The sequence below is a fragment of the Candidimonas sp. SYP-B2681 genome (assembly GCF_003971065.1).
Taxonomy (GTDB): domain Bacteria; phylum Pseudomonadota; class Gammaproteobacteria; order Burkholderiales; family Burkholderiaceae_B; genus Pollutimonas.
Map to the genome: position 1 here is coordinate 465,411 of NZ_RYDV01000002.1, position 22,884 is coordinate 488,294.

A 22,884-nucleotide genomic window follows, 5' to 3' on the forward strand; every position below is an offset into this window, starting at 1 on the left:
CCGTAGCCTGGTCACTCTATGAAAAGAATCCTGCTGTCCTCTCTGCTGCTTTCGCTTTTGGCAGCCTGCGGTACCGTTCCACCTTCTCCCGAAACAGAAACGACAGCTCCCGTAAATATTGCAGAACAACCACTACTTGTACCACCCTTAGAATCTCTGCGTGACACGACTCCGCGTGCTTTGGCGGGCAAATTCCAAAAGTCGTCCTGGACGGCGCTACCGGGCTGGCGTAGCGACGATCTGAACCACGTCTGGAAAGCTTTTATCAATAACTGCAAAGGACTCATGCGGCCGGTGTCGGGCTCCCTTGCCATGCAAGCCCGCGCGACCCCCTTGGCATGGCAGCCGGTGTGTGCGGCAGCAGTCCAGTCCGGGCTTACTGCGGATACCGCCGGCCAGCCAGCCGTTCGCCAATTTCTTGAAGGCCAGCTCCAGCCTTGGCGCCTGCTCGATGGGGCCGGTAAACCCGCACAGGACACCGTCACCGGCTACTACGAGCCTTTGGTTCGCGCCTCGCGTAAACGCCAAGGCGATTATCAGTGGCCTTTATACGCAGCCCCCAGTGATCTGCTTACCATAGACTTAGGCGCCATTTATCCCGAGCTCGCCGGCAAGCGCGTGCGCGGCAAATTAGCGGGTAAGCGAGTCATACCTTACGATACCCGTGCCGAAATCGCTGCCTCAGCACAGCGCCAGCCGCCGGCTATTGTCTGGGTGAACGATCCCGTCGAGGCTTTCTTCTTGCAAATCCAGGGATCGGGCCGTGCATTGCTCGATAACGGGGAAACCATACGACTGGCGTATGCCGACCATAATGGGCGTCCGTATGCCTCGATAGGGCAGTGGCTGGCTAAACAAGGCGAACTGCCTCTGGCCCAGACCTCGATGCAGAATATCAAGGCATGGGCGCAGCGTAATCCTGGTCGCATCCAGGAAATGCTCAATGCCAATCCTGCAATGGTGTTCTTCAACGAAGAGCCGGTGAAGGATCCAGAATTGGGCCCCAAGGGCGCTTATGGCATCCCTTTGATCGGTCAACGGTCCATCGCCGTCGATACCAGTTTCGTGCCTTTGGGTACGCCGGTATTCTTGTCGACCGACTATCCGGCTTCCAGCACACCGCTTGACCGCCTTGTTTTTGCACAAGATACAGGTGCGGCCATCAAGGGGGCTGCCCGGACCGACTTCTACTGGGGCTTCGGCGACGAGGCGGGCGCCCTTGCCGGACGCATGAAGCAAGGCGGCGAGATGTGGGTGTTGTGGCCTAAACAGGCGGGAGCTCCTTCTGCAAGATGAATAAAGATTCCATATTGGTTTGTGGCAGCGGGATTGCGGGTTTGGCCGCTACGCTGGGTTTGGTCAAGGCAGGTTTTGACGTGGCGCTTATTGGCCCCCATGTGGCCCCGACCGGCGGCGAACCCGATCTCTATTGTCCACGCGTATATGCCATTTCGACCGCCAGTCAGGCCTTTTTAAGCCGGCTGGGGGTATGGAAAATGATGGATTCGCGTCGCCTCACGCCGGTAGAAACCATGGAAATCTATGGCGATGCCAGCGGGACGCTTACCTTGCACGCTTGGCAAGCCGCCCAGACAGCCTTGGCCTGGATCGTCGAATCCAGCGAAATTGAACGTGCGCTGCAACAGGCGGTCCAAATTTATGGCGTTACGTGGCACCCTGAAAGGTTTCAGAGCCTCGAGTCCAATATGGTATTTACCGATAGTGGCCGTGCACTAAAAGCCGATTTGCTGGTAGGTGCCGACGGGGCGCAGTCGCAAGTGCGGGGGGCTGCGGGCATTCGTCACGGCTCTAAACCCTATGGCGATATGGGCTTGGTAGTGCATCTTGATGCTGAATTGCCCCATCAGAACGTCGCGCTGCAGTGGTTCACCGGAGACTCAATTCTGGCACTGTTGCCTTTGCCGGATACGGCTGCCGGCCACCAGGTCTCTATGGTGTGGTCCATGTCAGAACCCATGGCAAACGAGCTCATGGCCATGCCCGAGCTTCAGCGCAACACCGCGCTCGAGGTCCGGTTGGAAGCGGCTACCGGCGGACGGCTTGGACGGCTTAAGGTACGTAGTCCGGCTTTTGCTTTCCCCTTGTTTCTCGAGCATAGCGACATGGTTGCTCCGGGTGTGGCACTTGTCAGCGACGCCGCACATCGAGTCCATCCGCTCGCCGGTCAGGGACTTAATCTCGGTTTGGCCGATGTGGAAGAGCTGGTGCGCGTTCTGTCTGCTAAAGAGCCCTACCGAAAGGCGGGAGATCTGCGAGTGCTGCATCGTTATCGGCGCGCCAGAGTCGAGCCCATCATGGCCATGCGCATGGCTACCGATGGTTTGCATCGCTTGTTTTCAACCCATGCGGCACCCGTTGTCTGGGCACGTAATATCGGAATGCAGTGCGCTGACCATCTACCGTTTATCAAGCGTTTACTTATCGGGGGCGCTTCGGGCCAATAAGGTAGCGGCTGTGCACCGACAGCCAGCGTTCCATTCGGGATCAAATCTTAATCAGGAGCAGTTATGCGTTTTTTTCTACAGGGTTTGCTAGCCACTGTCGTGCTTGCCAGTTTGCCTTTTATTAACGGCGCGGGGCAGGCACAAGTGTTGTCGACGCGTGGAAGCGATGCTGCGGCTTCGAAGCAAGTAGTGTCTACCGAGAGCGTACGCAAAGGTTTTGCTGAACGCTTTCCCGGAATTGATATTGCTGATGTTCGTCCCACTCCATTCCCGGATCTTTTTGAAATCCAGGTCGGTATGGACCTGTTGTATACCGACGCCAAGGTGGACTATATATTGCAGGGCTCTTTGGTAAATGCCAAGACACGCGAAGATCTGACGGCGCAGCGCCTCGAGAAACTTTCGCAAGTGTCGTTTGATGCGTTACCGCTGGAACTTGCCATCAAGCAGGTAAAGGGCGATGGCAAACGCAAGATGGCGGTGTTCGAGGATCCCAATTGCGGATACTGCAAACGTCTGCATCAAACGTTGAGCCAGGTTGATAACACCACGGTGTACACCTTTCTGTTGCCCATTCTGTCGCCCGATTCGGAAGTGAAGGCGCGCAATATCTGGTGCGCAAAAGACCAGGCCGCAACATGGCGCGCGTGGATGCTCGAGGGCAAGACGCCGCCCGAAGCGCAATGCGAGACTCCGGTGGAAACCGTGCTGGCTCTTGGCAAGAAAATGATGGTGCAGGGAACTCCGGCAATTGTGTTCGCCGACAGCAGTCGCGTCAATGGTGCATTACCATTGGCCGACCTGAAGAAAAAACTCGACGCCTTAAATTAGTGCTACGAGCCTGGCTGGCGCCTACCGCCTTTTCCCTATGAACATTGCCCGATTCGATCTTGTTACGCTCTTGCTGTTCATATCCGTAGCTCGTCAAGGCAGCATCTCGGCAGGAGCCAGGCAATCTCATATGGCGGTGGGGGCTGCCAGCAAACGTATCTCAGATGTCGAGGCGGCGCTGGGCACATCTTTGCTGTATCGCCATGCCACTGGCGTCGAGCTGACCGAAGCAGGTCAAGCTTTTTTGCATCATTCCCTTCGAGTTGCTCAAGAAATGGAGCAGATGGCGAGCGCCTTATCCGATTATGCCTTCGGCGTGAAAGGACATGTTCGTTTGGCGGCCAACACTTCCGCGATCACTCAGTTTCTGGCCGACGACCTGGCCGCATTCATGCGTGCTCACCCAGCGATCCGAATCAGCATGAGGGAAGAGAACAGCATGCGGATCGTCAAGGCTGTTATCGATAACGAAGCTGACTTGGGGATTTTTGCTGACCGCACGCATTGCGGTGGGCTGATCACCTCTCTTTACCGCTACGACGATCTGGTGCTGATGGTGCCTCCCAATCATCCGCTTGCGATTTATCAGCAAATTAGTTTCGCCGAGACGCTGTCCTATGATTACATCGGCCTGTCAGAAAAAACCTCGCTTGCCATGCGTCTTAAAGATGAGAGCGAGCGCCTGGGCAAGCCATTGAAACTACGCATCCAGGTCCGAGGTTTCGACTCTATTTGCCGCATGGCCGTCGCCACGCAGTGTATTGGAATTTTGCCCAGGCTGGCAGCGGCGCCCCATGCGCGTTCAATGCAATTTACGCTGATTCCTCTGACCGACGCCTGGGCGCGTCGCAAGCTCCTGATCGGCATAAGGGATCCAGACGCTCTCAATGCGGCAGCCCGGCTGTTGCTTGGCCATCTGCAGCGCCAGCCATCTGACAGCTGAGGCTTACGTTTTAGGCAAGACCCTTCGTGTTCCGTGATACCTGGCTTGCCGCAATAGTCATGGCGGTCGGATACCATCGAGTGGCATACTCAGAGTGAATTAAGTCATGCTGAAGGATAGCTTATGTCGCATCAAATTCTTGCCGGGATCCGGGTCCTGGAACTTGGCCAATTAATCGCGGGACCCTTCGCTGCCAAGACCCTGGCTGATTTCGGAGCCCGCGTCATCAAGGTCGAGCCACCCGGTCAGGGCGATCCGCTACGCAAGTGGAGGATGCTGCATGAAGGCACCTCGGTCTGGTGGGAGGCACAGTCGCGCAGTAAAGAATCGGTTTGCATCGATATGCGACAGCCAGAAGGTCAGGAACTGGTACGCACGCTGGCCGCGCAAGCCGATGTACTGATCGAAAACTTCCGGCCTGGCACAATGGAAAAGTGGGGACTGTCGTGGGAGACCCTGCACGAACTTAATCCCCGTCTCATTATGCTGCGCGTATCGGGCTATGGGCAAACGGGACCGAAACGCCTGGAACCCGGCTTTGCCGCGATAGCCGAGGCCATGGGTGGGCTGCGTTATCTTAACGGCGAGCCGGGCCGCGCGCCCGTACGCGCCGGGCTTTCCTTGGGCGATACGATCGCCGGACTGCACGGAGCCATTGGTGTGCTTTTAGCCCTGTATCAGCGAGACGCTCGCGGGGGTCAGGGGCAAGTCATCGATACATCGCTTTACGAGAGTATTTTCAACCTCACGGAAAGCCTGCTGCCGGAGTACTCGGTGTTTGGCGCCGTGCGTGAACCGGCAGGCGCATCGTTGCCGGGTATTGCGCCGTCCAGTGCCTACCAGTGTGCCGGCGGCGTGTACGTATTGATAGCCGGCAACGGCGATGGAATCTTCCAGCGATTCATGCGCCGCATCGGTCGCGACGACCTTGCCGACAATCCCGACCTTGCGCATAACGATGGCCGCGTCGCTCAGGTTCAAATGATAGACAACGCCATCGGTGAATGGACGTCCAGCCGTGATATCGAAAGCGTGCTGGCGGCCATGAAAGAAGCCGATGTGCCGTCAGGGCGGATTTATAACGTGCGCGATATCGCGGAAGACCCGCACTATAAAGCGCGTAACGCCATCTCCCGGGTCCGTAGCGCAAGCGGAATCGACGTTGATATGCCTGGAGTGGTTCCGTTGCTGTCGGAGAACCCGGGTGCCATCCAGCACCGTGCGCCGCAGCTTGGCGAACATACCGCGTCCGTGCTCGAAGAGGCCGGAGTGGATCCATCTCATCTGGAAATATTGGGCAAGAAAGGAGTCATATCATGAAACGTGGCGCAGAGCAGATTGAAATCAATGAAGTTGCCCCTCGCGACGGACTGCAGATCGAGGCCGCGCAGGTAACTACCGACGCCAAAGTCGATTTCGTCGACGCCTTGTCGGCCTGTGGTTTTGCCCGCATAGAAGTCAGCAGTTTTACTTCGCCCAAGGCCATCCCGGCATTGGCCGATGCCGAAGCGGTCATGCAGCGCATCGTACGGGTGCCCGGTGTGATCTATACCGCACTCGTGCCTAATTTGCGCGGATTGCAGCGTGCTCTGGAATCGGGTGTGGACGAATTGAACTTGGTGATGTCGGTCAGCGAAACTCACAACCGCGCGAATCTGCGCATGAGCCGGGAAGCGTCACAGGCGCAATTGCTGGCAATCATCGAGCAGGCCAATAAAGTAGGGGTGCCGTGTAACGTGTCGCTGTCGACGGTGTTTGGCTGTCCCTTTGAAGGCGACATCGCGGTCGACGAGGTCATGCGTCTGGCGTCGACGTTTGTCGATGCAGGGGCTCGTGGAATTACATTATGCGATACCACCGGCATGGCGTATCCCAACCAAGTCGCGTCGTTATGCGAAGAAGTATTGCATGCGCTACCCCAAGCCGGCTTGACCATACATCTGCACAACACGCGTGGCATGGCGCTGGCAAATGCCGTCGCAGCCTGGCAAAGCGGTGTCACAAGATTCGATGCCGCTGCCGGAGGCCTGGGCGGCTGTCCGTACGCGCCCGGGGCCAGTGGAAATGTCAATACGGAAGAGTTGGTACACATGTTTGAGTGCATGGGTGTCGCAACCGGCGTCTCGCTGGATCGGCTGCTAGCGATTGTTTCGACATTGCCGCAATTGGTACAGCGCGACTTCACGCCGGTACTTCTTGCCGCGGGCCCCCGCTTGAAATTGCACCCCGCGCCCGCGGAAATCGCTTTCTGACTGGCGGGCGTTCGCGCCCGCCAAGACGTTTATTTGTTTAACCCGAGGAGACTGCTTTGATACATACCAAGAAATTAAAACAACCCCTGGCTGCAATGGCCTGTGTACTTGGCCTTGCCGTATATGCTGGACCGGCTTCGGCACAAGAAGGAGCGTACCCAAACCGACCCATCAAGCTGATTGTTTCAGCTGCCCCGGGCGGAACCACTGATATTACCGCCCGCATGATCGCCGACCCGCTTGGAAAGGCATTGGGCCAGAGCGTGGTGGTCGAAAACCGGCCGGGCGGAGCAGGCAGCATCGCAGCGCAAATGGTCACCCGCTCGAAGCCAGACGGTTACACGCTGCTTTTGCAGTATTCTGGCTACCAGGTCATTACGCCGCTGATCACTCCCAATCTGAACTGGGATCCGGTTAAAGATTTCACACCGATTGCTAATGTCCTGTCCGCGCCCCAAGTGCTGGTCGTGCGCTCCAGTTTGCCCTTCAAGACGCTTAAGCAACTTGTCGACGCCGACAAGAAGGATCCCGGCAAGTTGAATTATGCGTCGTCCGGGGTGGGATCGTTGCAGCAGGTGTCGACCGAACTCCTCAATCAAATGGCGGGGACACGGCTCATGCATATTCCCTATAACGGGACCGGTCCGGCAATGAATGACCTGCTGGGCGGATCGGTGGACATGACCATGACGACTCCGCCACCGTTATTGCCGCACATCGCCGCCGGCAAATTGACGCCCTTGGTGGTAACCGGAAAAAATCGTCTTCCGACCCTGCCTGACGTGCCAACCGCGGCTGAAGCGGGCTATCCCGATCTGCTGGTTTCATCGTGGTTCGCTATTTACGGGCCAGCTGGCGTTCCTACCGACATCGTTAACAAGCTCGCCAGCGAAGTAGAGAAGATCATGAAAACGCCGGCCTTCCGTGAGAAAGCGCAAACCTTGGGCGCAGAAGCGCAATTCATGGGACCTGCTGAACTGGGCGACTATACGAAGCAAGAACTAGCTCGTTGGGAAAAGGTTGTGAAGGCAGCAAAGATCAGTATGCAGTAGTTTGCAGCCAACAGCGCTGCTGCTCATACAAACCATCAAGGCGCGAATTTCGCGCCTTGATGGTTTGTGGCGGTGCCGCTGATTACAAGCCGCACAGTCAGCGGTGACGATGGTGTCGGCGATTATCTCGTTCGCGGTAGTGACGTTGCTGGACATAACGACGGTCGGAACGCTGATAATTGCCGCTACGATTCCATTTCTGCTGCCGACGATCTTCAGTCAGCACATTACCTAGAATACCGCCCGCCGCCGCGCCGCCTATCGTTAGCAGCGGATCTCCTTGTGACAATACGGCCCCGGCCGCGGCGCCTAAACCAGCTCCCAGAAGCGTGTTGGTTGTCTTTCTGTCAGTTGCCATAGCAGGCCCCGATACAGCAATGGCTAAGATGCCGATAACAGCCAAACGGGAAATGTTGCGACGAAAATTCATAGTGGTGCTCCACTGCTGCGAGTAATGTTGATGCAGCGTACCGGGTCCAATAGTCGCGTGCAAGCGCCCAACCTCGCTTTGCAATACGTTGAAGTCAGTAGGGTGGCAATGGGATAATTACTTACGTACCAGTATCAATCTGATACAGATGCTGCACAAAGCGATAGCGAAGCCCTGGCCGAAAGTGGACGTTAATATGCTACCGTCGTTTTTTCGGTCATTATGACCCTTCTTCCTGTCAATCAATGTCTTCCAGTTTCGTAGCAGTAATAGGCGGCGGTCCGGCCGGGCTCATGGCCGCCGAGACGCTCGTCGCAGCAGGCATGCGCGTCGATGTCTACGACGCGATGCCTTCCGTAGGCCGAAAATTCTTGCTGGCAGGGCGCGGTGGCCTGAATTTGACGCATAGCGAACCGGACGCCATGTTCAAGTCCCGGTACGGCTCAACGGCGCCACAGGTCTCCTCGTGGCTTGATCATTTCGATGCCGCGGCTCTGCGCCGGTGGGCCGACGAACTCGGCGCAGAAACATTTGTGGGTTCATCCGGCCGTGTTTTTCCTAAAGAAATGAAAGCGGCACCGTTACTCAGGGCCTGGCTGCAAAGGCTGCGCGCCCGCGGTATAACGCTACATGCTCGCCATATCTGGCGCGGCTGGACCGAAGACGGCGCGTTGCGGTTCGACTCTCCGCAAGGACCTGTAAGCCGCAATGCTGACGCGGTCGTGCTGGCCATGGGTGGAGGAAGCTGGGCGCGGCTTGGTTCAGACGGCGCCTGGCAACGCTTGCTCAAGGAGAAAGGCGTGTCGGTATCCCCTTTGCTGCCCGCCAATTGCGGTTTTGTGGCCGAGTGGAGTTCTTATTTTGCAGATCGATTTGCCGGTCAGCCGCTCAAATCGATCGCTATGGCGCCACAAGGCGAATCGACTATGCGTTTGGGTGAATGCATGGTGACGTCTGATGGTCTGGAGGGCGGGCTCGTTTACGCGTGGTCGGCAAACTTGCGCACCACCTTGCTGGCAAAAGGCGAGGCGACTGCATTTGTCGATTTGCTGCCTGGGCGCGACCTTGCACAGGTTTCGGTTCAGGTGACGTGGCCACGCGGATCGCGCTCATGGTCCAGTCATCTGAATGGCCGGCTGGGCCTGAATGGCGTCAAGGCGGCACTGTTGCGCGAATGTCTGCCCAAGTCGGTCTTCGATAATCCGCAGGTATTGGCCGAGTCAATCAAACGCCTGCCGATACGCCTTCGCGGTATGCGGCCGCTAGACGAAGCTATCAGTACGGCCGGTGGCGTGCACTTCGACAACTTGGACGAAAATCTAATGTTACGCGGTCTACCGGGCGTGTTCTGCGCCGGTGAAATGCTCGACTGGGAAGCCCCGACCGGCGGCTATCTGCTGACTGCCAGTTTCGCAAGTGGGCGAGCGGCGGGCGAGGGCGTACGGCGTTGGCTGGCCGTTTAGTGCCTGGCCTCAATTTTTTTGCGGCGCCTCGCCAAATATTCGCGATCGTCCATGGTCGAAAAAATGACGGCTAGACCGATACCCAATGCCGCGCCGACCACCGTGTCCACTACGCGTTCTACCGGCATATTGCCACCCGACACGGGTGCTGCAAGATGAGTCATAAGAAGCGCCATCGGGGTTATCGTAATCTGGCCCAGGGCATAGTTGTAGCCGATGATTATTTCGGTAATGAACTGGAATATCACTATGGCGGCGACCAGTACCCAGAAGGGCGGGTCTTGCACCAGGATGGCCCAAACTATGCAGGCTCCCACTACCGTCCCTGCCATACGCTGCAAGGAACGGTTCATGGTTATATGCAGATGTCCTCCTTGCATGACAGCCGTTGCACCGATGGCGGCCCACGCCGGGTAATGCCATCCGGCCCAATAGGCGACCAGTGCGGCAAGGGCCGCGCCAATTGTGATGCGGCCGGCAGCGATTAACTGATGCTTGAACGGCGGCCTATTGCCCGATTGGCCGGCGATGACCACGGCCTGACTGCGCCATCGATCGGTAAGCATGCAAACCAGCCAGGCCACGAGTGCTCCACATCCGGTGGCCAGTGTTCGTTCAAGGACCGTGCTCCATGAATCGACGGGGCCAAGCACCGCACCAACAGCGAAAACAAATATCACTGCGCCGGGGCCACCGAGGCGCCAGTGCGATACCGCAATTGTGTAGATCCCCGCGAATAAAGCCAGCACCAGAACCATCATGCCTGCCGTTGCACCGCCGAGGGATATTAATGAGGGGATAAGCACGCCTGCCGTCAATAAGATGCCGCAAATGAACACCACTTGGCGACGGCGCGGAACGGATGCGTAGCGCCCGAATAGGGCAGCCAACGCGCCTAAAGCGGGAAAGGCCACGAGATGTGGCCATGGCGACAGGTGAGTGACGACAAGCGCAATCAGTATGCTCAGCGCAGCCTGCACGCCCGCGATCGTGGCATTCTTGATCGATGGCGGTGGTGCGACCACCATGCTTTCTTGCAATTGCTTGACAGTCAGAAGATGCCTGGCTGACCTGCCACGGGTCGCTTTAATGTGCCTATTAATATGCTTGCTGCCGTTTGCGGAAGCGGAAGCGGAAGACTGCTGGGGCGGGTTGTTTTCTTTGGTAGGCATGGGGGTATTCTGATGTCCTGCATAGTCGCTTCATGATACCCCGCTCGCTCTTAAAATGCGCGCGATCTACTCGCTAAACAGTAGGGAAACGCCATACGTCTGGCTGGCGGAGACCAATATTGCCTTGGTTCCGTGCTGGACAAAAGGAACTTCGCCTTCCAGCATAGCGTGCTTTGCTGATGCAATTGACCGTGTCTTCAAAGACAGTGCCACCTTGCGATCTGAACCGTCTTCGCCCAGTGTTATCTCGTTGCCGAACTGCGCGCGCGCTGCCTCAAGCGTCAGATAGTCGATAGAGGCTTGCCCCGCCCTCAAGCGCCTTCCACCTTCGATACGTTGCACTGCAGCGTCTCCAAAAACGCGTGCTAGTAGATCAATAGCCGACTCAGGATCGCTTGAAGCAATCACTGCCCGAATTATTTTGTGCGCGCCATTGGCATGTTGCTGCCATGATGCGCGCCAGACCAGGTCTGGATCCAGGTGCTGGCAAAAGAATATGCGTCCACTGGGCACTGTCACTGGATCCAGATGCAAGATACGAAAACGAGCGTCTTTCAAGGAGCCGTCAGGCAATTCGACGGGTCGGTGGAAAGCCTGTGGCGCGCCCAGCAATGCTACGCCACGCTGGCTTAGTTCAGTAAATAGCGCGTCGGCATCTTGGGTTTTAAAGACCAATCCGGCTAAGCCTTGGTGCTTACCCCATAAGCCGGCTGCGCGCGAGGCGTTCTGAAGTTCATAGCCCAACAGCTCAAGATAATCGTTATCGAGTACGGCTAGATGGTTACTTGATCCCAAGGAGTGATGGCCGCGAGGCGTAAGAGTAAAGCCCAAGCGACGGTACTGTTCAGCTGCCTGATCTAGACTTGCGTCAACATTGATAAGAACATGGTCAACACGAGGGCTGGAAAGCGACATGTAGGCTCCTGAATATAGTTCGATAGGCGGTTCAGGTGTTTACCATGCTGAGTGAATGTTTGCCTAGTTGCGTCGGTATTAATGCAGGGAACATAAAGTGCTATCCGTTCGGAGGCGTCTTGCGTTTTTTATATTGTTTCGCTCGGGATGAGATTTTTTCCTGAAGGAATGAGCTGTTTCGCTACGCCGTTGATCAGTTGACCTTGTATAGTATGAATCGTTAGAAATTCCGGGCCGCAGTAAGTTTCCACTATTTGCAGTGTCTATTTGGGACTATGTGATGGCTCAAGCTGACGCGCCTTACCCCCCGATTGACGACTATGGCTTTATTAGCGATTGTCATTGCACGGCCCTGGTCTCGCGCGGCGGCTCGGTGGATTGGAGTTGTATGCCGCGGGTCGACTCGGACAGCTGTTTCGGTCGTCTGCTCGATTGGGAGCGTGGGGGCTTTTGTTCGATTGCGCCTGCCGAGGTCACTTTTACGACGTCTCGGCGATATCTTCCTGAAACGATGATTTTGGAGACCACTTTTCAGTGCCAAACCGGCGAGGCACGGCTGATCGACTATTTCGCGATGGATCCGCAGGCTGCAGAGCAGGCACGGTACGAAATGATTCGAATCGTGGAAGGGATATCGGGACACATACCCATTCGTCTGACGGTCTGTCCACGCTTTGACTTTGGTGAAATCCTGCCGATGATCCAGCAGAAAGGGCAGGGTTTTTATACCGCGATAGGCAGTAATAAGGCGCTAATCATTCGCGCCGACTTTGACCTCGACATGTGCGAGCGACACGATCTGGTGGCAGCCTTTACGATCCAAGAGGGAGAACGGCGCCGGTTGTCGATTAATTTCGAAGAGCCTGAACGGGTGGAGCGCGCGGATGCGCGACCGAACCTGGCAGCCGAAGTGGACAAGAGTTTTCAATGCACACAAGATTGGTGGCGGCGATGGTCGGGGCGCATGAATGAGCCGCATTGCCTGGACCCGCACAGCTTGCGATCAGCGATAGTATTGAAAGCATTGACATTCGAACGCACCGGCGCAATCGTCGCGGCGTGCACCACGTCGCTGCCTGAGTGGATCGGGGAGTCCCGCAACTGGGACTATCGTTACAGCTGGGTGCGCGACTCGGTCTTTACTGTACGAGCGCTATCCGCTGTCGGGTACGGCGACGAGGCGGAGCGCTTTCTCGCCTTCATCTTGCGGGCATCTGCAGGCAGTGCCCAACAACTCCAGATCATGTACGGCGTCGACGGCAAACGCCGGCTTACCGAAGTTGAGCTCCATTGGCTCGACGGCTACCGGCAGTCGCGGCCGGTTCGCATTGGCAATTCCGCCTCGGATCAGAAGCAGCTTGACACCTATGGCGACATCATGGAACTGGCCGTTATGTGGCACGCAAGTGGTCACGAAATTGACGCGGATTATTGCGATTTTCTGATCGATGTCGTCAACACCGCTTGCGAAAAATGGAAGGATGCCGATCACGGGATCTGGGAACTTCGTAGCGGCCCGCGCCATCACGTCCATTCCAAGGCGATGTGTTGGCTGGCGCTTCAGGATGGCATCACGCTTGCCGAAGCCGGCGCATTTGACGCGCCGCTCGACCGATGGCGGCAAGAGGCCTCGGCGATTCGCAACTCGATAGAGCACCATGGCTACGACGAAACGCACGGCGTGTTTATTCAAGCTTACGACTGCCCCGTTTTGGACTCGTCTTTACTGCTGCTGCCACGTATGGGCTTTGTCGCCTACGACGACCCCCGCATGGTTCGGACCGCCCAGGCAATTTGTCAGGGCCTCGATCAGAACGGTATGTTGTTGCGTTACGAAGCATCCGATGGTTTGCGCGGGCCTGAGGGCGTATTCATTCCTTGCACTTTTTGGCTGGTTAGCTGCCTGGCCCGCCAGGGTCGCATACAGCAGGCATGGGATTACTATCGGCGCGCCCTCGAATGCGCCAATGACCTTGGGCTATTTTCAGAGGAGTCGGACCCAGCAACTTGTCAGATGCTGGGTAATTTTCCGCAAGGCTTGACGCACATTTCGCAAATCATGGCGCGGCTCGCACTCAATAGTACAGGGACAAAGCCAGCCGCGTGAAAATACGGCGGCCTGAGCGCCGCTCACCGCTGCGCTTGTTCTGTTGTTATATGCCTTCGGCAAGCGCATCCCTTTCGTACGAATTAAAGTCGCAGAGCGGCGAGCCGGGCCGCAGTCAGTATGGCCGGGAAGGTTCGATCCGGCAAAAGCGCTCTGTTTTCATCAGGGCGTTGCCAATATTTTGCGCACCATCCCGGCAAACACTTCGGCCAGCCGGGACGGAGCCCGTTGGGGTGGAAAGACAAGATACATATCCACCGGGATCCGTGGATGAAAAGTAAGTATGTTTAATTGACTTGCGAAGACATCGGCAACGTATTCGTTCACGATGCCCACGCCGTTCGTGCGTGCCGCCATAGAGCAGATTGTCGATGCATAGGTGGTTTCGATCTGACCCGACGCCTCGACGCCATGCTGCGACATCAGGTTATGCAATGAGATTGCGAGCTCATCGTCCGAGTCCAGGGTGAGTAGCAAGGTCCCATGCAGGTCTTGCACATGAATCTCTTTCTTTTTCGCCAAAACGTGGTTTTGATTGGTGACGCACACGGCGCCGCTTTGATGAACACGCTCTTCATGAAATGACCTGTCAGCCAAAGCCACCGTGCTAAGCGCCAGATCGAATGTGCCATGTAGCAGGCCATCGCGTAGATAATGGCTTCCCAGCGTTTGTATGTTGACCCTGATATCGGGATGTTTCAAGGCAAACTCGCTGATGGCCGCCGGTACGACGCCCAGGCCCAGCGACGGCGTGCACCCTATTCGCAGCGTGCCGTTGCCTGACCGGCGTAACGCATCCACTTTGGTCTCGATGCTTTCCAGTCCAAGGAAATGTCGCTGGACGGTATCGAAAAGCTCATGCGCTTCCGCCGTGGGCCTCAATCTGCCATTTTTTATATCGAATAGCCTGATGCCGGTTGCAGATTGAACTTGGCCGATCAGGCGGCTCACGGATGGCTGTGTGGTGTGCAACATGCGCGCCGCACTGGTAGTTGTGCCCGTAAGCATGACCGCCCGGAACGCTTCGACCTGTTTAAAGTTAAGAGGGCGGCTCATACGTATTTGTGTAGGTAACAAGGAGTCAGGCGTAAAGGGTATATCAGTTCTGCATAGTCTGCATAAAAAATAGCATTTTCATGAATTGGCTAGCCTCCTTACACTTTGATGAATCCGGTGGCGTCTTGGCCGGATCACATATTCCCTCATGCTCTCGTGAAAGGTAGCCCATGAAATTATCATCGAACTGGTTCAAGACAAGCCATTTGGCAGCGCTCACTGTCTCTCTTTGCGCTGTTGCGCCGCACGCCATGGCGCAGGAGAACTATCCCTCCAAGCCAATCCGTATCGTGGTTCCCTTCACGGCGGGCGGCAGTTCCGACATCCAGGGCCGGCTTATCGCCGATTACCTGGGCAAGCTCTACAACCAATCGGTCGTGGTGGAGAACAAGCCCGGCGCCGGCGGGCACATTGGCGGCCGATACGTCGCAGACTCTGGCCCCAATGGCTACACATTGCTGCTTGGATCAATCGGACTGCATGCCACTTACGGTGTGTATCCCACGCTTAGTTATAAACCCGGCACAGACCTCAAGCCCATCACTATCGTTGCCCAGATGCCGCACGTAGTGGTTGCGCCGCCCAATCTGCCCGCCAATTCGCTAAGCGAGCTGACGAAACTTGCTAAGGACAAGCCCGGTACTATCCATTTCGGTTCCGCCGGCGTCGGTTCTTCGGTGCACATGATTGGCGAGCTGTACAAAATGGAATCAGGTGCGCCCATCGTTCATGTTCCCTACAAAGGCAGTTCGGCAGCACTGAACGACCTCATGGGTGAGCAGATCCAGCTATTGTTCGAAAACGTTCCGACCGTCATTTCATACGTGCAGACTGGTAGGCTTAAAGCGCTGGCCATCACCGGGGACGCGCGCGAGTCACAGCTGCCCAATGTGCCGACGGCGAAAGAAGGGGGCTTGCCCGGGTTGGAAGTGATGTCCTTCACCACGCTGGTAGCAAGCAAAGACGTACCGGACGCGTTGGTGGAAAAAATCAATAAAGACTTGCAGAAAATCTATGCCAATCCAGATTTTCGCAAGGGCTTGGAAAAGCTCGGGATGACGCCCGTGGGCAATTCGCCCGCCGAAGCCAAGGCTTATATCGACAAAGAGAAAGCCCGCTGGGATAACGTTATCAGTGTCGCCAAGATCACTGTAGGATCGTGATGGAAATTAGTATGACTCCTTACCTTTCGAGCCGTCGCTTTGGCGACGGCGACAAGCATCATTTTTTCGGTTATTACAATAAGTCGACTTGGGACCGCGGCGACCGGCGGGTCCTGGCGCTTCAAGTGCCCATGATGGATGCGCGGCTGCACCCAGGACTCGAGGCCGAGGTTGGCTACTTCGATACGGTAGACAGCGACGCTTTTCATGTGGTGGACACGACTTGCGCCTGGAACTGGCAGATGGGAGCGCAACTCCAGTGGCTGGACGGCATCTCCGATTCGAAAATTATCTACAACGTCCGCACGAATGATGCCGACGCGGTCTACCCCGGGTTTGGTAGTCGTATCCGCGACATTCATAGCGGGGCAGTTAGCGATCTGCCCTTGCCGATTTATGTGGTGGCGCCTAACGGCAAATTTGCGCTGAGCGTCGATTATCGTCGTCTTTACATTACGCACGAGACTATCGGATACAGCGAGCATGGCGGGCCGTTCACGCTTGACGCGTGTCCTGCCGGCGATGGTATCCGAGTCATGGACTTAGACACCGGCGCTCACCGAATACTGGTGAGCTATGACGCGCTTAAGCAATATCATCATCGCGCGTCGATGGATAAGGCAATACATTGGGTTAGTCATATCGAGATCAATCCAGGATCGTCGCGGATTCTGTTCCTGCACCGCTGGACGGAACGAGTCGAGGATGAAACCTGCTTCTTGCATCGTCTGATCACCATCAATCCGGATGGTTCTGACATGCGCTTGCTTGAGTGTTCGGACCATCCCTTGCCTCAATTGGCAGACGATTTTGATCCAGATGCCGTTGGCACCTTCGACTACGAAAAGTCGGAATACCAGATTTCCCACCCGCTTTGGTGCGACGACGAGCGGATCATCGTTTGGGGACCGAATGATGGATCTATTCACTATCATCTATACCAAGACCGGGATGCGGGCGAGGTAGCAGTGGTAGGCGAGGGCATGTTGACAGAGAATGGTCACATGAGCTTTTCGCCGACGAACAAGCAGTGGCTGCTCAGTGATACCTATCCTGACTCTGGCACGAATGAGCGCATCCTTTTTCTATTCAACATCGTCGATAACAGGAAAATCGATTTGGGCAGTTTCTACGCTGATCCCGATTTGAAGAAGGAAAACCGCTGCGACCTGCATCCGCGCTGGAATCGTAAAGGCACCAAGGTTTGTATTGATTCGGTCCATGAGAATCAGCGGCAGATGTACGAAATCGACGTTTCCACAATAGTCGCGAGTTAAACGCCTAGCCTGCTAAAACACCGCCTTCGAGAATCATGCCGATCAACACTATATGGCGGGCAAACGGCAGGTCTATCGATGATCGCGACGGTCAGGTTTATCGCGGTTAACAGCGCGGTAAACTTCACTGTCTTTGTTTATTGACTGCATTATTCGACGCCATGCCCGAACGAAAGACCGTAGCACGGCTACGCTGTAAGCAATGCTTACGGCCAGAATCCTATTGCGTATGTTCCTACGTCACGATGGTGGCGCATCGCACGCGCGTGCTGATTCTTCAACACCCAGAGGAACATCGTCATCCACTTAATACGGGGCGCCTGGCAGTGCTGGGTCTGCAGCGGGCCGACTTGCTGGTTGGAGAGCATTTCCCCCAGTTAGCGTCGATTTTGGCTGCATCATCTTCCGCTTTTTTACTATTCCCCGGTGACTCGGCGCAGACGCCCCAACCGCTGGATTGCTATCCGCCCGGCGAGTCAGTGCTGTTGATCGTGCCCGATGGCACATGGCGCAAGGCGCGGAAAATCTTGTATGCCAACCCCTTATTAAGTACATTGCCGCGTCTAAGCCTGCCAGCGGGCGATCCATCCAGGTATAGGGTACGTAAAACCCGTGAGCCCGCTGCTGTTTCGACCATCGAAGCCATTGCCCGTACCTTGGCCGCCCTTGAGCCCGCCCAGGACTTCAGCCCGATATTAAGGCCGTTTGATGCGCTCATTGATCAGCAGATAGCGGCGATGGGTGGTGACGTTTATCAGCGCAACCATGTTGAGCCAGATACCAGGGCAGACATTCCAACGGAAAACCCGCCAAACGCATTGGCCAAGTCACCGCGGGCATGAAATCAGTCAATGCGATGTGCGATGTACCGGCGCCTGATCTGACACCAATACCGGTACCACGAGGCTGACTCCAATACTCACCAGCATCGCAAAGGTCGCTCGACGCATCGCCTTCGCGCTGAGGGGGGGCGGAAAACGATGGCCAAGCCAGGTCATGACCGAGATCAACGGCAAGGACAGACCAGCAGCCAGATATGCCTCGCGGTCGACGCCTTGGTCAATTGCGAGGTATACCGTTCGGGTCAGCGAAATGAACAAGAACACAACGAGCAGTACGGTGCGGATCGTGGTGATCTGAAACGGTTGGCGATACATTAGAAAAATAATGGGCGGACCCGGCATGCCGAATATTCCGCCACATACGCCGGCTACGGCGCCACTTACGGTAAATCGCCCTGGCGAGGACTGTTTCGTCTGCGGGGCGGGTTTCAATACACATTGCACGCCGCTGAATATGATCACCGCGCCGAGCAGCAGTTGCAGCGTCGTCGTCGCTCCGCTGCTCATGTAATCCAGCAGCACAACGCCGGCTATGCTAGCCGGAATGGCGCCCACCAACACTGCATACGTGACTCGCCAATTCACTTCCGACAGCTTTTTGGGCGGCAAGGCAAGTGCACAGTTCATCAGCGACACCAAGCTGACTACTGACGCCGACATCGATAACGGGACCAGGTCCAAGCCGCTGGTCACCCCGATTACGATAATCGAAAGTCCGAACCCGGTGACGGTCTGAAAGTACGTCGCAAAGGCCATGATGCCGAGCAAAGCAAGAAGGATCCACGGACTCATGTCCATCAAAACACCTAATTCATGAAGTTCGGGGAGATCCCTTCGTACCCCGCCCTGCAGGTTCCGGGCCACCGATATGGGAAGCGAGGGGCGACATCGAGAGGGTCGTCAATACAGCAGCTCAGCAATATCTGCTGTGATGTGTGACTATAGGTGAAGTCGCCCCCATTCTGTTCTTTCTATATGATCAGCTCTTCCGCATTGGACTGGGGATAGCCTTTGCGCCACACAGTTTCACGCGCATGGGGCTGAGCGGCCTACCTGTTCTGGTGCCGTTGAAAGATTCGGCAATCGAAACGCACCTGAGTTTGATCACCCGCAAGCAGGGCAAGCTTTCCCTGGCGGTCCAAAACTTTATCGAACGTGTGCTGGCGGCACAGCCCGTCTTGGGACGCCCCCTAAACCCGAATGGCGATAAATTCGATGGGTCTGAAAAACCAAGGAAGCCGGTTGTGAAGACGGGCTGATTGACTGATATTTTGGCGGCCTGCCACGGAGACGAACCGCCGACACAAGGGTTTTCAATTAGATCCAAAACTACAATGGCGCCGGCAATTGTCTAAAATCAATTGATAACTGCTGGATTGGCAATGCCCAGAATATTGGAACGCATTTGGGGACTCTGATATTCACCCGGCCATGCCGCGGCCGGCTTCCTTTTTTCTCTGGAGAACACTATGCCTGGCTTGCTGCCTGAGGTCGACCCTGATGGACTGCTTGAGTATTCGGTCGTGTATACCGATCGTGCCGTCAACCATATGTCTGGCGTTTTTCAAGGCGCGATGAAAGATATCTCCAGAACACTGAAACAGGTCTATAACGCCGAGTCGGCGATTGTGGTTCCGGGTAGCGGCACCTTCGGCATGGAGGCCGTCGCGCGGCAATTTGCGACAAAAAAGAAATGTCTCGTGATTCGCAACGGCTGGTTCAGCTTCCGCTGGAGCCAGATTTTCGACATGGGCAGCATTCCGGCCGAGACCATCGTCCTCAAGGCCCGTCCCGTGGAAGAAGGTAAGCAAGCGCCTTTCGCGCCGGCGCCTATCGACGAGGTCGTGGCGGCCATCCGGGAACACAAGCCGGATCTGGTATTGGGTGCTCATGTGGAAACGGCGTCCGGCATCATGTTGCCCGATGACTACATGCGCCAGGTTGCCGACGCGGTGCATGCCGAAGGCGGGCTTTTCGTATTGGATTGCATTGCGTCCGGCACAATCTGGGTCGATATGCAGGCAATAGGCGTCGATATCCTGATCAGCGCGCCGCAAAAGGGCTGGACCTCATCGGCCTGTTGTGCCCTGGTGATGCTTGGCGCCTCGGCTCGCAAGGCGATCGAAACCACCACCAGCACCTCTTTTGCCTGCGATCTGCGCAAGTGGCTGCAAATCATGGAAACCTACGAGCAGGGCGGCTTCGCTTACCACGCCACGATGCCCACAGATTCTCTGCTTGTCCTGCGCGACGTGATGGCAGAGACAGAAGCCTATGGGTTCGAGAAAGTCCGTACGGAGCAGCAGGCGCTAGGCCAGAAAGTGCGCGCGGTGTTGCGCGAGAAGGGTTTCAAGAGTGTGGCGGCAACCGGATTCGAGTCACCTAGCGTCGTGGTGAGCTACACCGACGACGATGGTATTCAGTCGGCCAAAAAATTTGCGCAGGTCGGCCTGCAAGCGGCGGCCGGCGTGCCGCTTCAGTGCGATGAGCCACAAGACTTCAAGACCTTCCGTATTGGCTTATTTGGCCTGGATAAACTGCACCACATCGACCGCACGGTGACGACTCTGGTAAAGGCGCTGGACGAGATCAAAGAGAAAAGCGCCGTGGCCATGGCCAACAGCTAATGCGGCTGAACCAACTGGAAACGCTCCAGGCAAAACCTCAGGTCATACAGCAAGCACTACCGCTTGCTGTACGACCTGCGCCACGCCGACGCTCAAGACCAGATTGCTCGATGCCAGGCCGGCTACCGGAAACCAGCGCGCTTCCAGCGCGTCGTCTCTCGCTTGCGGCTCTCCTGAAACCCACCGACATAGCACCGCGATCAAAATAAAGTGCTGGCGCAGCGCTCCATCCTCGTTCTTGTCGAAGATATCGACTGCGTTGAAGACCTGGCGCACTTCAGCCACAACGAGCGTTTCCTCAAACAGTTCCCGCAGGACGGCGGTTTCGATCGATTCGCCAAACTTAATCTTGCCGCCTGGCAATGCCCACTTGCCGGCATTGGGCTGATGAGCGCGGCGCACCAATAGAATGTCACCACCACGGATCACCGCTGCGACAGCGGCCGGGACCGGTCGTGGAGCAAGCGAGAAGGCGGTGTGCTGTGGCAAGGGCGACATGCGTGTTCACCGGTTGCATCAATCGCGCGCCACGGCGGTCAGGCCAGCGACTAGATGATCGATGAAAAACGTATACAGTACGGCGATCGGTATGCTGGCGATCAATGCGCCCGCCAGCAGTGGCCCCCAGTGATAGACGTCGCCCCGAATCAGCTCGGTCGGTACGGCAATGCTGATGGTCTTGTCGGCCGAGTTCGTGATGAAGGCCAGGGCATAGATGAACTCGCTGGTCGACAAGGTGAAGGCGAATACGACTACCGTCATCAGGCCGGGGACGGCCAGCGGCAGTACGACATGCACGAAGGCACCGAAGCGGCCGTGGCCATCGATCATCGCCTGCTCTTCGATGTCGCGCGGAATGCCCTTGAAGAAGCCCATCATCAGCCAAGTGCAAAACGGCACGGTGAAACTCGGATAGGCGACAATCAACGCCCACATCGAGTTCTGCAGGCCCAGAAAGGCGATAACCTTGGAGAACGGGATGAACAGCAGGGTGGGCGGCACCAGATAGCTAAGGAATATGACGATTCCCAGGGTCTCGCCCCAACCGCCCGCAATGCGTGCCAGGCCGTAAGCTGCCGGCACCGATAGCGCCAAAGTGATGACGACGACGGCCAGGCCAACCCACACTGTGTTCAGCATCCATTGCACGAACTGAGTCTGGCCAAACAGCAGCTCGATGTTCGCCATGGTCGGCGCTCGGGAAAACCAGAAGGGGTTGGTGGCAGGCGAAAAAATATCGCCCTGGGTTTTGAAGCTCGTGATGAGCATCACGTAAAAAGGCAGCGCCGAGAACACCACGAACAAAGCGGTGGCCAGATACAGGCCGGCCCTGCGGCCGGGATGTGTGGCAGCCTTCGCGCACATGGTCAAATCTCCCGGCGGCGGATGAGCGCCAAAATAAGAATCGACACAGCGGCCAACACCGGCAGAAGGAATAGCGCGGTAGCTGCACCGCGACCCAGCGATCCGCCCTGTACGCCCGTGAAAAAGGCCAATGTCGGCAGGACCTGAGTCGCATTCGCAGGGCCTCCACGCGTCAGAATAAAAACGGTCACAATGTCTGTAAAGACGAACACGAAGGTGAACAGGATCGTGACGCCGAATACGGGAATCAGCATGGGCAGAATGACGTCGAACATGCGTCTGAAATAGCCGGCGCCATCGATTTCGGTTTGTTCCAGAATATCGCGCGGGACGCCGTTCAGGCCAGCCAGGATAATTACCGTGCCCAGGGGAAGTAGTCGCCAGACGTTAACCAGGATAATGGAAAACAGGGCATAGCCGCTGCGGCCCAGCCAGAAGGTGTTGTCGAAATCCCCGAACAAGGCCCCGGGATGGCCAAGCAGCCCCATGCCGCGCAGAATCCAGTCAACCGGGCTAAAGGTGGAGTCCAGCATCCAGAGCCAGGCAAGCGCACTCAAAGAGGCCGGCGCCGTCCACGGCAGCAGGATCAGAAATCGGATCAACCATTTGGCCCGGGTTGGGCGGGCCAGAAGTTCGGCTTGAATGGTGCCCAGAATTAACACCCCGATTAGGGTGCAGAGGGTAATGACAAAAGTATTGCGTATGGCGCGCAGGAAGTCCGGGGTGTCCAGCAATGCAGTGAAGTTCTCGATGCCGATAAAGCGCATCACGGGGCTGCCCGTTGTGACGTCGTTTAGGCTGTAGACGAGCGCCAGCACGATGGGAATGCCCAGCAGAAATACGATATAAAGAACGGCGGGCAATACCATGACCATGGCCAGCAGCGTGTCGCGCTGCTTCAGGCTGAAAGTGTGGTCGGTCATC

Annotated in this window: 22 protein-coding genes; 14 read left to right on the plus strand and 8 right to left on the minus strand. The window is 56.6% G+C overall.

All coding sequences use genetic code 11. From position 1 onward, the window contains the following. The first annotated feature begins 18 nt into the window (after positions 1–18). The 7 genes from EKL30_RS06755 (at position 19) to EKL30_RS06785 (ending at position 7,543) form a co-directional block, all read left to right on the plus strand. On the plus strand, positions 19–1,296 hold the full coding sequence (locus EKL30_RS06755; protein WP_126706415.1) for a murein transglycosylase A: 1,278 nt from the start codon (positions 19–21) through the stop codon (positions 1,294–1,296). Then, positions 1,293–2,465, plus strand: coding sequence for a UbiH/UbiF family hydroxylase (locus EKL30_RS06760; protein WP_126706416.1), 1,173 nt, complete (start codon positions 1,293–1,295; stop codon positions 2,463–2,465). Before EKL30_RS06755 ends, EKL30_RS06760 begins: the two co-directional genes overlap by 4 nt. Positions 2,466–2,528: 63 nt before the next feature. Continuing rightward, positions 2,529–3,296 (plus strand): DsbC family protein, encoded by a 768-nt coding sequence (locus EKL30_RS06765; RefSeq protein ID WP_126706417.1) that lies wholly within the window; start codon positions 2,529–2,531, stop codon positions 3,294–3,296. 37 nt (positions 3,297–3,333) lie between these two features. Then, the gene (locus tag EKL30_RS06770) at positions 3,334–4,239 is read left to right on the plus strand and encodes a LysR substrate-binding domain-containing protein (RefSeq protein WP_126706418.1); all 906 of its coding nucleotides are present in this window, start codon (positions 3,334–3,336) and stop codon (positions 4,237–4,239) included. A 123-nt stretch (positions 4,240–4,362) separates the two neighbouring features. Further along, a complete protein-coding gene (locus EKL30_RS06775; RefSeq protein ID WP_126706419.1) occupies positions 4,363–5,559 on the plus strand; it encodes a CaiB/BaiF CoA-transferase family protein in 1,197 nt (398 codons plus the stop codon). After that, entirely contained in the window at positions 5,556–6,491 is a 936-nt protein-coding gene (locus EKL30_RS06780; protein WP_126706420.1) for a hydroxymethylglutaryl-CoA lyase, read from the plus strand. Before EKL30_RS06775 ends, EKL30_RS06780 begins: the two co-directional genes overlap by 4 nt. 95 nt (positions 6,492–6,586) lie before the next feature. Further along, entirely contained in the window at positions 6,587–7,543 is a 957-nt protein-coding gene (locus EKL30_RS06785; RefSeq protein WP_126706572.1) for a tripartite tricarboxylate transporter substrate binding protein, read from the plus strand. 97 nt (positions 7,544–7,640) lie between these two features. Here the strand turns inward: EKL30_RS06785 and EKL30_RS18965 are convergent, their stop codons facing one another. Beyond that, on the minus strand, positions 7,641–7,973 hold the full coding sequence (locus EKL30_RS18965; protein ID WP_199748503.1) for a hypothetical protein: 333 nt from the start codon (positions 7,971–7,973) through the stop codon (positions 7,641–7,643). A 245-nt stretch (positions 7,974–8,218) separates the two neighbouring features. Between EKL30_RS18965 and EKL30_RS06795 the strand changes: the two genes are divergently transcribed. Continuing rightward, positions 8,219–9,436: a TIGR03862 family flavoprotein gene (locus EKL30_RS06795; RefSeq protein WP_126706421.1), complete on the plus strand. Its 1,218-nt coding sequence runs from the start codon at positions 8,219–8,221 to the stop codon at positions 9,434–9,436. On the opposite strand, the gene EKL30_RS06800 is transcribed toward EKL30_RS06795, so the two are convergent. Together EKL30_RS06800 and EKL30_RS06805 are read right to left on the minus strand one after the other, a co-directional pair. Further along, positions 9,433–10,608 (minus strand): FUSC family protein, encoded by a 1,176-nt coding sequence (locus EKL30_RS06800; protein WP_126706422.1) that lies wholly within the window; start codon positions 10,606–10,608, stop codon positions 9,433–9,435. The genes EKL30_RS06795 and EKL30_RS06800 overlap by 4 nt on opposite strands. Before the next feature lie 66 nt (positions 10,609–10,674). Next, entirely contained in the window at positions 10,675–11,523 is an 849-nt protein-coding gene (locus tag EKL30_RS06805) for a VOC family protein (RefSeq protein ID WP_126706423.1), read from the minus strand. Positions 11,524–11,803: 280 nt separating this feature from the next. Between EKL30_RS06805 and EKL30_RS06810 the strand changes: the two genes are divergently transcribed. Continuing rightward, positions 11,804–13,630: a glycoside hydrolase family 15 protein gene (locus EKL30_RS06810; RefSeq protein ID WP_126706424.1), complete on the plus strand. Its 1,827-nt coding sequence runs from the start codon at positions 11,804–11,806 to the stop codon at positions 13,628–13,630. A 162-nt stretch (positions 13,631–13,792) separates the two neighbouring features. On the opposite strand, the gene EKL30_RS06815 is transcribed toward EKL30_RS06810, so the two are convergent. Beyond that, complete coding sequence (locus EKL30_RS06815) at positions 13,793–14,686, minus strand: LysR family transcriptional regulator (RefSeq protein WP_126706425.1); 894 nt, start codon at positions 14,684–14,686, stop codon at positions 13,793–13,795. Positions 14,687–14,856: 170 nt separating this feature from the next. Here EKL30_RS06815 and EKL30_RS06820 point away from each other — a divergent pair, with 170 nt between their 5' ends. From EKL30_RS06820 to EKL30_RS06830, 3 genes are all read left to right on the plus strand, one after another. Continuing rightward, positions 14,857–15,849, plus strand: coding sequence for a tripartite tricarboxylate transporter substrate binding protein (locus EKL30_RS06820; RefSeq protein ID WP_126706426.1), 993 nt, complete (start codon positions 14,857–14,859; stop codon positions 15,847–15,849). Positions 15,850–15,860: 11 nt separating this feature from the next. After that, entirely contained in the window at positions 15,861–17,126 is a 1,266-nt protein-coding gene (locus EKL30_RS06825) for a hypothetical protein (protein WP_370246230.1), read from the plus strand. Positions 17,127–17,287: 161 nt separating this feature from the next. Then, positions 17,288–17,968: a tRNA-uridine aminocarboxypropyltransferase gene (locus EKL30_RS06830; protein ID WP_126706428.1), complete on the plus strand. Its 681-nt coding sequence runs from the start codon at positions 17,288–17,290 to the stop codon at positions 17,966–17,968. A 6-nt stretch (positions 17,969–17,974) separates the two neighbouring features. Here the strand turns inward: EKL30_RS06830 and EKL30_RS06835 are convergent, their stop codons facing one another. After that, the gene (locus tag EKL30_RS06835; RefSeq protein ID WP_158618400.1) at positions 17,975–18,760 is read right to left on the minus strand and encodes a sulfite exporter TauE/SafE family protein; all 786 of its coding nucleotides are present in this window, start codon (positions 18,758–18,760) and stop codon (positions 17,975–17,977) included. Between the two features lie 143 nt (positions 18,761–18,903). Between EKL30_RS06835 and EKL30_RS06840 the strand changes: the two genes are divergently transcribed. Next, positions 18,904–19,227, plus strand: coding sequence for a LysR family transcriptional regulator substrate-binding protein (locus tag EKL30_RS06840; protein ID WP_126706430.1), 324 nt, complete (start codon positions 18,904–18,906; stop codon positions 19,225–19,227). A 210-nt stretch (positions 19,228–19,437) separates the two neighbouring features. After that, a complete protein-coding gene (locus EKL30_RS06845; protein ID WP_126706431.1) occupies positions 19,438–20,595 on the plus strand; it encodes an aminotransferase class V-fold PLP-dependent enzyme in 1,158 nt (385 codons plus the stop codon). A 42-nt stretch (positions 20,596–20,637) separates the two neighbouring features. On the opposite strand, the gene EKL30_RS06850 is transcribed toward EKL30_RS06845, so the two are convergent. From EKL30_RS06850 to EKL30_RS06860, 3 genes are read right to left on the minus strand one after another with little or no spacing between them, the layout of a single operon-like run. Beyond that, positions 20,638–21,093, minus strand: coding sequence for an NUDIX hydrolase (locus tag EKL30_RS06850; protein WP_126706432.1), 456 nt, complete (start codon positions 21,091–21,093; stop codon positions 20,638–20,640). An 18-nt stretch (positions 21,094–21,111) separates the two neighbouring features. Further along, positions 21,112–21,960: a carbohydrate ABC transporter permease gene (locus tag EKL30_RS06855; protein WP_126706433.1), complete on the minus strand. Its 849-nt coding sequence runs from the start codon at positions 21,958–21,960 to the stop codon at positions 21,112–21,114. Positions 21,961–21,962: 2 nt separating this feature from the next. After that, positions 21,963–22,883 carry a carbohydrate ABC transporter permease gene (locus EKL30_RS06860; RefSeq protein WP_126706434.1) on the minus strand — a complete coding sequence of 307 codons (921 nt, stop codon included), beginning with the start codon at positions 22,881–22,883 and terminating at the stop codon, positions 21,963–21,965. Position 22,884 lies beyond the last annotated feature (1 nt).

Coding starts and splice junctions, on each gene's coding strand:
- EKL30_RS06755 (WP_126706415.1), top strand. CDS start 19: ATGAAAAGAATCCTGCTGTCCTCTCTGCTGCTTTCGCTTTTGGCAGCC.
- EKL30_RS06760 (WP_126706416.1), top strand. CDS start 1,293: ATGAATAAAGATTCCATATTGGTTTGTGGCAGCGGGATTGCGGGTTTG.
- EKL30_RS06765 (WP_126706417.1), top strand. CDS start 2,529: ATGCGTTTTTTTCTACAGGGTTTGCTAGCCACTGTCGTGCTTGCCAGT.
- EKL30_RS06770 (WP_126706418.1), top strand. CDS start 3,334: ATGAACATTGCCCGATTCGATCTTGTTACGCTCTTGCTGTTCATATCC.
- EKL30_RS06775 (WP_126706419.1), top strand. CDS start 4,363: ATGTCGCATCAAATTCTTGCCGGGATCCGGGTCCTGGAACTTGGCCAA.
- EKL30_RS06780 (WP_126706420.1), top strand. CDS start 5,556: ATGAAACGTGGCGCAGAGCAGATTGAAATCAATGAAGTTGCCCCTCGC.
- EKL30_RS06785 (WP_126706572.1), top strand. CDS start 6,587: ATGGCCTGTGTACTTGGCCTTGCCGTATATGCTGGACCGGCTTCGGCA.
- EKL30_RS18965 (WP_199748503.1), bottom strand. CDS start 7,973: ATGAATTTTCGTCGCAACATTTCCCGTTTGGCTGTTATCGGCATCTTA.
- EKL30_RS06795 (WP_126706421.1), top strand. CDS start 8,219: ATGTCTTCCAGTTTCGTAGCAGTAATAGGCGGCGGTCCGGCCGGGCTC.
- EKL30_RS06800 (WP_126706422.1), bottom strand. CDS start 10,608: ATGCCTACCAAAGAAAACAACCCGCCCCAGCAGTCTTCCGCTTCCGCT.
- EKL30_RS06805 (WP_126706423.1), bottom strand. CDS start 11,523: ATGTCGCTTTCCAGCCCTCGTGTTGACCATGTTCTTATCAATGTTGAC.
- EKL30_RS06810 (WP_126706424.1), top strand. CDS start 11,804: ATGGCTCAAGCTGACGCGCCTTACCCCCCGATTGACGACTATGGCTTT.
- EKL30_RS06815 (WP_126706425.1), bottom strand. CDS start 14,686: ATGAGCCGCCCTCTTAACTTTAAACAGGTCGAAGCGTTCCGGGCGGTC.
- EKL30_RS06820 (WP_126706426.1), top strand. CDS start 14,857: ATGAAATTATCATCGAACTGGTTCAAGACAAGCCATTTGGCAGCGCTC.
- EKL30_RS06825 (WP_370246230.1), top strand. CDS start 15,861: ATGACTCCTTACCTTTCGAGCCGTCGCTTTGGCGACGGCGACAAGCAT.
- EKL30_RS06830 (WP_126706428.1), top strand. CDS start 17,288: ATGCCCGAACGAAAGACCGTAGCACGGCTACGCTGTAAGCAATGCTTA.
- EKL30_RS06835 (WP_158618400.1), bottom strand. CDS start 18,760: ATGAGTCCGTGGATCCTTCTTGCTTTGCTCGGCATCATGGCCTTTGCG.
- EKL30_RS06845 (WP_126706431.1), top strand. CDS start 19,438: ATGCCTGGCTTGCTGCCTGAGGTCGACCCTGATGGACTGCTTGAGTAT.
- EKL30_RS06850 (WP_126706432.1), bottom strand. CDS start 21,093: ATGTCGCCCTTGCCACAGCACACCGCCTTCTCGCTTGCTCCACGACCG.
- EKL30_RS06855 (WP_126706433.1), bottom strand. CDS start 21,960: ATGTGCGCGAAGGCTGCCACACATCCCGGCCGCAGGGCCGGCCTGTAT.
- EKL30_RS06860 (WP_126706434.1), bottom strand. CDS start 22,883: ATGACCGACCACACTTTCAGCCTGAAGCAGCGCGACACGCTGCTGGCC.